We start from the raw sequence: 11,890 nt of genomic DNA, 5'->3' as shown, positions 1-11,890 counted from the left end.
AGGGACTTTTCACCTGACCTGATATGTCAATTTTTTACCCATATTTCTCTAAGTATGATTTTTGGAGCGCTCATTTTTAGTCTAAACTCCAGTCAGTAGACTTAAGCTATTAGCCCGAAAATTTATTGACGGGCGGGCATGGAAGCCAACAGATAAGCTATTTCCAGCTTAAGTTGACACCAATGCCCTGCGGGATATTGCTACAAAATTGAAAACCGCTAAATCTTTTCTTTTAGAGACGCTGTTCGCGTTTGATTTATTGGGGGTTTTAAACCCTCTTGTTCAGACGCTCCGCGAACAGCAGGCTCAGGGCATCGCTCCTGACTCCTTCCTGAATGAATTATGCTGAAAATCGAGATAATTGAGGACTTTCTAACGACGCTTGAATTTCATTTGTGCGAAGTGGTCTTCCAGTAGGAAAATAGATAAAGGAGTAGTAACCATCAAGCTATATGTTTGAAATTATGGTGTTAAATCATTTTTTGTTAAAAGAGCCTGCTTCGGTATCTCATCAACACTCCGAGCATATCAATCTACTTTTGTAAATCTGAAATCTGCTCTAAAAGAAGCTCTAATGGGTATAAAAGTCATAATAATTCGTAATTGATAATGACGCTTGCGGACTCGCTAACGTAATTCGTAGTTGTAATCACTGCTTGCTCTGTACTCTCTTAATTACGAATTATGCATATAGCAAGTAAGGATAGATAAAATGTCATTTATTATGCAAACTTCTGGAACTCTTACTGGTTTAGATATCTTGGTAGTTGAGGATGATGATGATACTCGCTTTTTTATCACTACTGTCTTGGAAATGGATGGAGCAACAGTTATAGCAGTGATATCAGCAGCAGATGCACGCAATGTGTTGTCTGAATTGCAACCCGATGTTTTAATTAGTGATATCGGGTTGCCTGGGGAGGATGGCTACACTTTCATCTCCAAATTCCGTGCGCTGAAAGCAAATAATTGTGGACGAGTCCCGGCTATTGCTTTAACAGCCTTTGCTGATAGTGAGGCTCGTATCCGTGCTTTGGAAGCTGGCTTTGACACTCATATATCTAAACCGATCGCTCCAGAAGAACTAGTTGAGATCGTGGCTAATTTGGTTGCTTCTTGTAATTGGTAATTATTCTCTTCGGTCTTGATAATCTTCAGAAGATTTTGGATCTAACTCCCAGCGATCGCCATCACGATCCTCTAAAATATCGTTGGTATGCAGAAATTCCGAATCAGCCATTTCTAGCCCCACGGCTGCTTCTAAGTCCTCTGTGACATTTTGATCGGGAGTGGAAGTACTACCACCAACAGCTTCATCTCCAACTGCATCTGCATCTTGCCAATAAGCATCGACATCCCCACCAGTCAGTTCAGGACTAGTTTCTGTGTACTCGTCTCTTTCTGCTTTTATTGAGCGTCCGCCAATGTTGTATCCCGGCAAGTCTTTTACACCAGTACCGTAGGATTCGGTAATTTCTTGTGGCAAATCATTACTTTTAATTTTGTCATTATGATTTTTTTCTGCCATGATACTAGCCCTTTTCTGCATTCTCACAATAACGTTTTCTTGTTCACAATTTGTCTAACTAGAGGTGTATAGCTAAGAAAATAATCTATCCCCTGGGTACGACGCTAAACCAGCGATCGCGCCATAAGATTGTAGCTATGAATTCATGGTCAAGGAACTTGTAGTTGAAGTTATGAGTTAGAAGTTATCAAACCGAAATTATTCATTGGCGAACTTTTCACTCATAACTATTTCCTGTTTGGCAAAAATAGGCAACCAAAAATTAAATTTTGATGATAAGTTTAGCATTTTTAACTCGTATTTTTCCTTTCTAACTACCTAAATGCTAAATAACCAATCAAATACTCAAAATTATTTGAGTAACGGAGGCAGATAATATGATAAGTAATTCAAAATTATTTATTCAAAAAATCATCTGTCTGTTTAACTTTTGTTGTAGTTAGTTAAAAACTAGAAGTAAAAACGTAAGAGCATCTATGACTGAACATAACAATCACTCCGGCAAGAAAAAAGTTGCTATTCTCATTGAACAAGCAGTAGAGGATGCAGAATTTACAGTTCCATATAATGGGCTAAAACAAGCGGGAATGGAGGTAGTAGTCCTTGGTTCCCGAATGAATGAAAAATATAAGGGTAAACAAGGCAAACTTAGCATACAAGCCGACGGTACCACAACCGAAGCGATCGCAGCCGAATTCGACGCGGTGATAATTCCTGGTGGGATGGCTCCCGACCGAATGCGGCGGAACACCAACACAGTACGTTTTGTCCAAGAAGCTATACAACAGGGAAAATTAGTTGCTGCGGTTTGCCACGGGCCACAAGTTTTGATTGAAGGCGACTTGCTCAAAGGCAAACAAGTCACTGGGTTTAGCGCTATTGCTAAGGATATAATTAACGCCGGTGCAAAGTATTTAGATGAGCCGTTGGTAGTTGACGGCAATTTGATTACATCTCGCGAACCTGGAGACTTGGCAATTTTTACCACAGCTATTTTGAGCCGTTTGGGTTATGGTGGCAAAGATGCTGCATTACCAAATGAAAAAGACACAAGTGCTGAATGGTGGAAGCTGGCTGATGCTTGGGGTGGCTCAACTAAAGGTGAGATCGCCAAAGGTTTAAATAATGCCCTTGCCGGTGAACGTTATTCGCTAGAAGCATTTGAAAACTACTTGCAAAAGGAATCAGATAACGAAGTTAACTCAGTCTTTCAAGAAATAATTGCTAATAAACAGCGCCACATTCAAAAACTGGAAACTTATCTTCAGCTATTGGGCGAAAAACCCTCTTTAGGCGCAAATATTGCGAATCAGTATGCCAAAGTCAAAACTGCCATGACCGGAAGTGATGACATATATCAGTTACGTTCTGCTTTAGGTGATGTGCAAACTGGTATCGGCGATATTGGCAATTTGTCTGCAATGTTCACTGACCCAGTAGCAACTGCTATTTTCAAAGAAATTTACCACGATTTATTGAAATACGAACAGCGATTGGCACAGTTGTATCGGGCGCGGATAGGTAGTCAGATTCAGCCTCCTAAGCCGACTACAGGGGCTGCTGTTTCAATGTAAGGTTTTTTGAACGTAGACGGCTACCGCAGAGGCGCAAATAACACAGAGATAGAAAGAAGAGGATATTTGCGCCTCTATGGGGAATTTACAGTAATGGAGATATAAAAAGTGACTTCAACATCAGGGGATAAATCAAGTACAAATCAGCCGGAAGCTAGTGAAGTAGAGCGTTGGGCATCCCTGATCGGTGGCGGTGCGATGGTGCTGATGGGTTTAAGGCAAGGTTCATTGCGAGGAGCGCTGACGGCTTTAGCCGGTGGCGGTTTGGTTTATCAAGGTGCAACCAAGCAAAGCACAATCCAAAAAGCACAGGAAGCAATAGGTTTAAACCAACCCATCAAAGTTGAAAAGACAGTAACTATCAATAAATCGGCAGAAGAATTGTATCGCTTTTGGCACGACTTTGAGAATTTGCCTACATTTATGAAGCATCTCAAATCTGTCAAGGTGCATAACGAAAAACGTTCTCATTGGGTTGCCAATGCACCTTTGGGTAACAGCGTGGAATGGGATGCAGATATTCTCGAAGACCGAGAAAATGAATTTATTTCTTGGGCTTCTGTAGAAGGTGCAGATGTTGATAATTCTGGTTTTGTCCGCTTTAAAAAAGCACCAGGCGATCGCGGCACGGAAGTCAAGGTTGTTTTGGAGTATAACCCACCAGGCGGAGCGTTGGCAGCTACTGTAGCTAAACTTTTTGGTGAAGAACCAGAACAGCAAATTGGTGATGAATTGCGCCGCTTCAAAATGCTAATGGAAGCAGGCGAAATTGCCACAACCGAAGGTCAACCTTCTGGACGTAAGTAGTTATTTGTTCTTCGTCTATTGTCATTTCTCCTTTGCCTAAAGCGAATGACCAATGACTAACGACCAATGACCAATGATTAATGACTAAGGACTAATAACTATGAAAGCAGTCTGCTGGAACGGTGCTAATGATGTGCGGGTAGAGACGGTACCAGATCCGACAATTCTTAACCCGCGTGATGCAATTATTAAAATTACTTCCACGGCGATTTGCGGCTCCGATCTACATATTTATGGCGGCTATATTCCCACAGTGCAACAGGGTGACATTATTGGTCACGAATTTATGGGAGAAGTCGTGGAAGTTGGTAGAGGAGTCAACAATTTAAAAATAGGCGATCGCGTTGTTGTTCCTTCCACAATTGGCTGTGGTAATTGCCATTATTGCCAACGTGATATGTGGTCATTGTGCGATAACTCCAATCCTAATGGCTGGATTCAAGAAAAATTATTTGGCAATATCACCTCAGCTATTTATGGCTACTCTCACATGTTAGGTGGTTATGCAGGGGCACAAGCAGAATATATTCGTGTACCTTTTGCTGATGTGGGTGTCGTCAAAGTTCCGCCAGATTTACCGGATGAGATGTTGTTATTCATCTCTGATGCTATCCCCACTGGTTATATGGGTGCAGAGTTATGCGATATCCAACCGGGTGATACTGTAGCCGTTTGGGGTTGCGGTGCTGTTGGACAGTTTGCCATGATTAGCGCCTACATGATGGGAGCCGAAAAAGTGATCGCTATAGATCGCTTTCCCGAACGCCTGGAAATGGCGAAAAAGTTTGCCAAAGCAGAAGTGATTAACTACGAAGAAGTTAATGCTGGCGAAGCGTTGAAAGAGATGACTGGTGGTCGTGGCCCTGATGCTTGCATCGATGCAGTGGGTTTAGAAGCACATGGTGTTGGTTTAGAAGACTTCTACGACCAGACAAAACAAAAGCTCAGATTGGAAACCGACCGTCCCCACGTTCTGCGGGAAATGATGGTCGCCTGTCGTAAAGGCGGGACTCTTTCAATTATGGGTGTTTATGGTGGTTTTGTAGACAAAATACCATTGGGTGCAGCCTTCAATAAGGGTCTAACCTTTAGGATGGGACAAATGCATGGACAAAAATATATGCATTCGTTATTGCAGATGATTTTGGATGGAAAACTCGATCCATCCTTTGTTGTCACCCATCAATTGCCTTTAGAACAAGCACCTCACGCCTACCACATCTTTCAACAAAAAAAAGACAACTGTATCAAAGTTGTTCTTAAACCCTGAATGGGGAATAGTCATTCAGTGTTTTGAATTGTACACCCAACATAATCTAATTGAGGTTTTTTATGAATCGAGTAATTTCATGGCTGCAAAAAATTCGCATTTCCCAAATCGTTGTAGTGTTCCTCGTAGGATTTATGTTCTTACTGGGTCAGGCTTTTAGCTACACCAACATAGCACTAGCTGATTTAAAAACTCCAGAGGGTACTTATTACAAAGGAGCGCCAAATGAGCAAGGTGAAATTAGAAACGATACCCAAATCAATAATACCCAAAAATCACAAAATCCAATAAAAGGTGCTGTTGATAATATCCGCGAAAAATTAAACTTGGATGAAAAACCTCCTGAAGCTACAAAAGAGTTTTTTGATCCTAGTACAAATAGAAGCGCAGATAAAACTTCATCATATGAAGGAAGTAGAGAAGGTTATTATCGCACTCCTTCTAGTAACTAACTCAGAGATAGCAGCTAAACGGTTAACAAATCTTGAGTCGAATACTTGAATAACTTTTTAGCGGTTACTGAGACGCGATAGTTATTATCGCGTCTCAAATTAAGATAAATCCAGGATTTATCTTAATACGAACGAGCCAGGAATTATAACTAAGGACTAAATATTATGAAAGCAGTTTGCTGGCATGGAGCAAACGATGTGCGGGTAGATACAGTTCCCGACCCCAAAATTCTTAACCCACGCGATGCCATTGTTAAAATTACTTCTACGGCAATTTGTGGTTCAGATTTGCATATTTATGACGGCTACATTCCCACCATGCAAAAGGGCGATATCCTTGGTCATGAATTCATGGGGGAAGTTGTAGAACTGGGAAGTGCAGTTAAAAATGTGAACGTAGGCGATCGCGTCGTTGTTCCCTTCACTATTTCTTGCGGTAGCTGCTTTTTCTGCAATCGGGATTTATGGTCACTGTGCGATAACTCTAACCCCAATGCTTGGTTAGTAGAAAAGCAAATGGGACATTCGCCAGCAGGTCTATTTGGCTACTCTCATTTATTCGGTGGTTACGCTGGCGGTCAAGCAGAGTATGCAAGAGTGCCCTTTGCCGATGTAGGCTTGTTCAAAATTCCCGATGGTTTAACGGATGAACAAGTGCTATTTCTAACAGATATTTTCCCCACAGGCTACATGGCAGCTGAGAATTGCAACATCAAACCCGGTGATATTGTCGCCGTTTGGGGTTGTGGCCCAGTCGGACAATTCGCCATCAGAAGCGCATATATGCTAGGTGCAGAACGGGTAATTGCCTTTGACCGCGTTCCCGAACGTCTGCAAATGGCTAAAGAATACGGCAAAGCTGAAGTTCTCAACTACGAAGAAGTGGATATAGGCGAAGCACTTAAAGAAATGACTGGCGGTCGTGGCCCCGATGCTTGCATTGATGCAGTTGGAATGGAGGCACACGGCACAGACTTTATGGCGATGTACGACCAGGTAAAGCAAGCAGTACGTCTAGAAACAGATCGGCCGACGGCATTACGGCAAGTAATAGTATCTGCTGCTAAAGGTGGTCACGTATCCATTGCGGGTGTGTACGGTGGCTTTTTAGATAAAATCCCAATGGGTGCTGCCATGAACAAGGGATTAACCTTCAAGATGGGACAAACGAATGTCCACAAGTATCTAAAACCTTTGCTAGAACACATCCAAAATGGTGAAATCGATCCAACGTTTATTATCACCCATACTTTACCTTTAGAACAAGCGCCCCACGGCTACGAGATTTTTAAGCACAAGAAAGATAACTGCATCAAAGTTGTACTCAAACCGTAGTGAGGAATGGGGAATAGGGAATGGAAACAAGGAAAATAACCATGCCCAATTCCCTTCAGGAGTGCTGAGTGCTAAGTTGTGAATCTCACTTATTTATTCTGAACTCAGAACGGGCTAAACGCCCCGCTGCCGCTAACGGAACTGTTTCGCCCAATGCCCAAAGTTAAAAGTATAAAGAGGCAAAAAATATGTCTGATACAAGCGTTATCAAAGTAGACTCTAGCCATTCTCCTAAAGGCCAACTCGGTCAGAAATATCTTGCATCTGGCAAAACCATTTCCATGCGCCTATGGGAAAATGAGGAACCGAACGAACCTAAAGAGCCAACAGCACGGGAATATGAAACTGTAGGTTATGTAATTACTGGTCGTGCAGAATTGCATATTGAAGGGCAAACGATTTTACTAGAACCTGGGAGTTCTTGGGTAGTAGCAAAAGGAGCTAGTCACACCTATAAAATTTTAGAATCATTTACTGCTATTGAAGCAACCAGTCCACCTGCTCAAGTTCACGGGCGAGATGAAAACTGATTTGCGATCGCTAAAAACCTATAGCCGCTTTCAATGGCATGGAATATAAAGCATTCGTAGGGGAACAAGAATATTGTTCTCCTTTTTACTGTAGTTTCTACACTCATGGCTTGATTCTGACGACTGATGCCTTAATTCTATTTTGAGAATGATAAATAATACTTATGGCATAAATCTTCTGATAGAGAGACAGAACAAGACGAAATTGTATTCTATTAACAATGTCTTTTTAGAGAAAATGCTTTTTGGCAAGTCTGATTTTCTATCAATAATTTCAGTAGTAATAATTACTCAATATTTTTAACAAAAACAGAATGGAGCGAACAAATGAGGTTTGTCTTAAGACGCCGGAAGCTGGGTCAATTGATGGTCTTCAGCACAGTAGCCGCTACGATCGCTAATTTTGTAGAGAAAGCTGTAGCAGAAACTCAAGTAAAAAAAACTACTCCTATGCTGGCAACTTCGACATCTGAAACTGTAAAGGTGACGCTGCAAGTGAATGGAACACCACATAGTTTACAGATTGAACCGCGTGTTACCTTACTTGATGCACTTCGGGAATATCTAGGATTAATTGGTACTAAAAAAGGTTGCGATCATGGTCAGTGTGGTGCTTGCACGGTGCTGGTTGATGGGCAACGGATTAATTCGTGCCTGACATTTGCAATTATGCACACAGATGCAAAAATCACAACTATTGAAGGGTTGGAGCAAGGAAACAATCTGCATCCAATGCAAGCCGCGTTTCTGTCCCGCGATGCGTTTCAGTGCGGCTACTGCACGCCAGGACAGATTTGTTCGGCGGTGGGTTTGGTGAACGAGGGACACGCTAAATCGGATGCCGACATTCGCGAACTAATGAGCGGCAATATCTGCCGTTGCGGTGCTTATCCAAATATCGTGGCTGCTGTCCGCGATGTCTTAGAGGGAAAAAAAGATGCAGCCGTTTAGCTATAAAAGAGCGGGACAAGCAGAGAATGCCGTGGCTTTGGTGACTCCAGAGGTGGAAGCTGCTTATTTGGCAGGGGGTACGAGCTTAATTGATTTAATGAAGCTGAATGTACAAACGCCAAAACAGTTAGTTGACATTAACCCACTACCGTTAACCAAGATAGAAGTACAGGGTAATGGCGTGCGGATTGGAGCAATGGCAACCAATAGCGACGTTGCTTATAATCCGATAATTCAAGAGCGTTACCCGGTGCTGTCGGAGGCGTTGCTGTCTGGGGCATCACCGCAACTGCGAAATATGGCAAGTGTAGGCGGAAATTTACTGCAACGTACCCGCTGTTACTACTTCCGCGATACCGCCTTCCCCTGCAATAAGCGCGTTCCTGGTTCAGGTTGTCCGGCAATTGAGGGTTATAACCGCATCCATGCAATTCTTGGCGGTAGCGATCGCTGTATTGCCACTCATCCTTCTGATATGGCGGTGGCAATGGTGGCACTCGATGCCGTTGTGCAAACACGCGGGCCGAGAGGAGAGCGCAGTATTCCGCTGGTAGATTTTCATCTTCTACCTGGCGAAACGCCACAAAAGGAGACGGTTCTAGAACACGGAGAGTTAATTGTTGCCGTTGATTTACCTGCTTTAAACTTCGCAAAGCGATCGCACTATTTAAAAGTCCGCGATCGCGCTTCTTATGCCTTTGCGATGACATCGGTTGCGGCAGCATTAGATATTCAAAATGGGATTATTCGCTCGGCACGCATTGCCCTTGGTGGCGTTGGCACAAAGCCCTGGCGTGCCTTAGAAGCAGAAAAAATCCTTTTGAACAAGCCTGCAAATCAGGCAACATTTCAAGCAGCTGCGGACGCTGCGATCGCCGGAGCTAAACCTCAAAAATACAACGGCTTTAAGGTCGAACTGGCTAAACGCACAATTGTGAAAGCGCTGACAACGGTGGGAGAGATGGCATGAATACTGGGGACACAAATATAGTTGTCGGCAAACCGCTCAATCGAGTTGATGGATACCTGAAGGTGACTGGTGGCGCACGTTATGCGGCTGAGTTTCCGGTAGCAAAAATGACTTATGGCGTGACAATTCAAAGTGCGATCGCCAAAGGTAAAATAGCCCAAATCGATACCAAGGCGGCGGAACAAGTACCGGGTGTATTAGCAGTAATTACCCACCTCAACGCGCCCAAAGCTTCTGGAGAAAAGGGCGGCGGTCGCAAGCTGCAAGTCCTACAAGATAACATTGTCCTGTATAGCGGTCAGCATATTGGTGTTGTGGTTGCCGATACCTTTGAACGAGCGATGTATGCTGCTTCGCTAGTGCAAGTTCGCTATGACGAAGAGAAACCAACCATCAATATGCGGGAAAACCTCACTAAGGCATACTTGCCTAAAGGTAAAATCCCTAGAGAAGAACCGCCCGATTTAGCGCACGGCAATGTCAACCAGGGACTAGCGGCGGCGGCTGTCCGCGTCGAGCAAACCTATACCACCCCAGTCGAAAATCACAATCCAATGGAGCCTCATGCTACAACAGCAGTTTGGCAAGGCGATGAACTGCTGCTGTATGACGCAACTCAGGGAATCTTTCAGGCTCAACAAAAAGTTGCAGGGGTATTAGGAATTGAGCCTGAGAAAGTCCGCATTATGTCTTACTTTGTGGGCGGTGGCTTCGGTTGCAAAGGAACGGCTTGGTCGCACGTACCGCTAGCGGCGATCGCAGCAAAGCAAGTTAATCGCCCAGTGAAATTAGTTCTGGGACGCATACAGATGTATGGGCCTGTCGGCTTTCGACCGGAGACAATTCAACAGGTTTCTCTCGGTGCAACCCGCGATGGCAAATTGACTGCTTTGCGACACACCGGGATTTCGCAAACTTCAACTTTCGATGAATTTATCGAACCTGTTGGTAAAAGCGCCCGCATGCTTTACGCTAGCCCGAATATCGAAACTAGCCATCATCTGGTTCAACTCGATCAAGGAACACCAACCTATATGCGTGCGCCTGGAGAAGCTTCTGGGTCGTTTGCCCTAGAATCGGCAATGGATGAACTAGCTTATGCGCTCAATATCGATCCGGTAGAACTGCGTTTGCGTAACTATGCTGAAGTCGATCCTAGCAAAGGACTGCCTTGGTCGAGCAAGTCACTGAGAGAATGTTACAGATTAGGGGCAGAAAAGTTTGGCTGGCAAAAGCGCAATCCCAAGCCTCGTTCGATGCGCGATGGTAATTATTTGATTGGTTGGGGTATGGCGACAGCTACTTATCCTACCAACCGTTCTCCAGCATCAGCGATCGCTCAAATTATGGCAGATGGTACAGCCGTAGTGCAGAGCGGTTCGCAAGATATTGGTACGGGAACTTATACTGTGATGACTCAAGTTGCAGCTGAGGCACTCGGTTTACCAGTTAATAAAGTCCGCTTTGAACTAGGCGATACCAAGATGCCAAAAACCCCTGTTTCTGGTGGTTCTCAAACCGCCGCCAGTGTGAGTTCAGCCGTGCATCTAGCGGGAAATCAAGCACGCAGTCAGCTTTTGCAACTAGCACTTGCCGATCGAAAATCGCCCCTTTATAGTTCAAAGGCTGAGGATGTGATTGCCGAGAATGGCAGCTTTTTCTTAAAAAATAAATCCTCCGCCAGCGAAACATATCAGGCAATCTTGGCACGACATGGAAAGAAAATGATCGAAGCGCGTGCAGATGCCAAGCCGGGAGAAGAACAAGACAAGTTCTCAATGCACTCATTTGGAGCGCAGTTTGCCGAAGTGCGCATTGAACCTGATTTGGGTGAAGTACGAATATCCCGTTGGGTGGGAACTTTCGGTGTTGGACGCATCCTCAATGCTAAAACAGCCAACAGTCAACTGATTGGTGGGATTATTTATGGTATTGGCATGGCGCTAATGGAACATACGCTAACAGACCCCAACCGAGGACGCGTTGTCAACCATGATTTAGCTGAGTATCACGTACCAGTGAATGCAGATGTTCCTGATATTGAAGTGTTGTTTGTCGATGAACGCGATCCACATATCAACCCGCTTGGTGTCAAAGGAATTGGCGAAATTGGCATTACTGGCACTGCGGCAGCGATCGCTAATGCTGTCTATCATGCCACAGGTAAGCGCGTCCGCGATTTGCCAATTACATTAGACAAACTGCTGTAGATATAGCGATCGCTACATTACCAGTATCGGCAATGACACCTTGTAGAGACGCGATTTATCGCGTCTTGATTTATCACCGCGTCTCCATTTATAAAGAAGGGGAAGGGGGACTGGGGTTGGGGGAAAGGTAAAAACCTCGCCTCTTGTGGCGCGACAATCATCATCCCTTTCCCCTTTCCCCTTTAACCTTTTCCCTTTTATCGCGTCTAAAAATACTCAAGACTGATGATCCCTCAAGTAAAATTTGGTACTCTTATCTCGGA

General features: G+C 44.0%; 11 protein-coding genes. 10 read left to right on the top strand and 1 reads right to left on the bottom strand.

Features of this window, described 5'->3' with window-relative positions; genetic code table 11:
• The first annotated feature begins 712 nt into the window (after positions 1-712).
• Positions 713-1,129: a response regulator gene (locus V7K45_RS21210; RefSeq protein ID WP_322671626.1), complete on the top strand. Its 417-nt coding sequence runs from the start codon at positions 713-715 to the stop codon at positions 1,127-1,129.
• Here the strand turns inward: V7K45_RS21210 and V7K45_RS21205 are convergent, their stop codons facing one another.
• On the bottom strand, positions 1,130-1,528 hold the full coding sequence (locus V7K45_RS21205) for a DUF6335 family protein (protein WP_322671625.1): 399 nt from the start codon (positions 1,526-1,528) through the stop codon (positions 1,130-1,132).
• A 476-nt stretch (positions 1,529-2,004) separates the two neighbouring features.
• On the opposite strand from V7K45_RS21205, the gene V7K45_RS21200 reads away from it, so the two are divergent.
• The 9 genes from V7K45_RS21200 to V7K45_RS21160 all read left to right on the top strand — a co-directional run bounded on the left by V7K45_RS21200 (position 2,005) and on the right by V7K45_RS21160 (position 11,627).
• Complete coding sequence (locus V7K45_RS21200) at positions 2,005-3,102, top strand: DJ-1/PfpI/YhbO family deglycase/protease (protein ID WP_335006883.1); 1,098 nt, start codon at positions 2,005-2,007, stop codon at positions 3,100-3,102.
• 108 nt (positions 3,103-3,210) lie between these two features.
• A complete protein-coding gene (locus V7K45_RS21195; RefSeq protein WP_335006881.1) occupies positions 3,211-3,909 on the top strand; it encodes an SRPBCC family protein in 699 nt (232 codons plus the stop codon).
• A 100-nt stretch (positions 3,910-4,009) separates the two neighbouring features.
• Positions 4,010-5,179: a zinc-dependent alcohol dehydrogenase gene (locus V7K45_RS21190; RefSeq protein WP_335006879.1), complete on the top strand. Its 1,170-nt coding sequence runs from the start codon at positions 4,010-4,012 to the stop codon at positions 5,177-5,179.
• 62 nt (positions 5,180-5,241) lie between these two features.
• Positions 5,242-5,631 (top strand): hypothetical protein, encoded by a 390-nt coding sequence (locus V7K45_RS21185; RefSeq protein WP_335006877.1) that lies wholly within the window; start codon positions 5,242-5,244, stop codon positions 5,629-5,631.
• Positions 5,632-5,796: 165 nt separating this feature from the next.
• On the top strand, positions 5,797-6,966 hold the full coding sequence (locus V7K45_RS21180) for a zinc-dependent alcohol dehydrogenase (protein WP_335006875.1): 1,170 nt from the start codon (positions 5,797-5,799) through the stop codon (positions 6,964-6,966).
• Between the two features lie 188 nt (positions 6,967-7,154).
• A complete protein-coding gene (locus tag V7K45_RS21175) occupies positions 7,155-7,496 on the top strand; it encodes a cupin domain-containing protein (protein WP_335006873.1) in 342 nt (113 codons plus the stop codon).
• 327 nt (positions 7,497-7,823) lie between these two features.
• A complete protein-coding gene (locus V7K45_RS21170; protein WP_099103683.1) occupies positions 7,824-8,447 on the top strand; it encodes a (2Fe-2S)-binding protein in 624 nt (207 codons plus the stop codon).
• Positions 8,434-9,417, top strand: a complete 984-nt coding sequence (locus V7K45_RS21165; protein ID WP_335006871.1) for an FAD binding domain-containing protein — start codon at positions 8,434-8,436, stop codon at positions 9,415-9,417. The genes V7K45_RS21170 and V7K45_RS21165 overlap by 14 nt, the downstream gene beginning before the upstream one ends.
• Positions 9,414-11,627 carry a xanthine dehydrogenase family protein molybdopterin-binding subunit gene (locus V7K45_RS21160; RefSeq protein WP_335006869.1) on the top strand — a complete coding sequence of 738 codons (2,214 nt, stop codon included), beginning with the start codon at positions 9,414-9,416 and terminating at the stop codon, positions 11,625-11,627. Before V7K45_RS21165 ends, V7K45_RS21160 begins: the two co-directional genes overlap by 4 nt.
• The last annotated feature ends 263 nt before the right edge of the window (positions 11,628-11,890 follow it).

Origin of the sequence: Nostoc sp. (assembly GCF_036917375.1) — a bacterium.
GTDB lineage: Bacteria > Cyanobacteriota > Cyanobacteriia > Cyanobacteriales > Nostocaceae > Nostoc.
Note: the sequence above shows the minus strand (reverse complement) of the source record. Positions and strands in the feature narration are given on the sequence as shown.

Bases quoted from the DNA above. Each gene is read 5' to 3' on its own strand.
- V7K45_RS21205 (WP_322671625.1), bottom strand. From the start codon at position 1,528: ATGGCAGAAAAAAATCATAATGACAAAATTAAAAGTAATGATTTGCCA.
- V7K45_RS21180 (WP_335006875.1), top strand. From the start codon at position 5,797: ATGAAAGCAGTTTGCTGGCATGGAGCAAACGATGTGCGGGTAGATACA.
- V7K45_RS21200 (WP_335006883.1), top strand. From the start codon at position 2,005: ATGACTGAACATAACAATCACTCCGGCAAGAAAAAAGTTGCTATTCTC.
- V7K45_RS21190 (WP_335006879.1), top strand. From the start codon at position 4,010: ATGAAAGCAGTCTGCTGGAACGGTGCTAATGATGTGCGGGTAGAGACG.
- V7K45_RS21165 (WP_335006871.1), top strand. From the start codon at position 8,434: ATGCAGCCGTTTAGCTATAAAAGAGCGGGACAAGCAGAGAATGCCGTG.
- V7K45_RS21160 (WP_335006869.1), top strand. From the start codon at position 9,414: ATGAATACTGGGGACACAAATATAGTTGTCGGCAAACCGCTCAATCGA.
- V7K45_RS21210 (WP_322671626.1), top strand. From the start codon at position 713: ATGTCATTTATTATGCAAACTTCTGGAACTCTTACTGGTTTAGATATC.
- V7K45_RS21175 (WP_335006873.1), top strand. From the start codon at position 7,155: ATGTCTGATACAAGCGTTATCAAAGTAGACTCTAGCCATTCTCCTAAA.
- V7K45_RS21185 (WP_335006877.1), top strand. From the start codon at position 5,242: ATGAATCGAGTAATTTCATGGCTGCAAAAAATTCGCATTTCCCAAATC.
- V7K45_RS21170 (WP_099103683.1), top strand. From the start codon at position 7,824: ATGAGGTTTGTCTTAAGACGCCGGAAGCTGGGTCAATTGATGGTCTTC.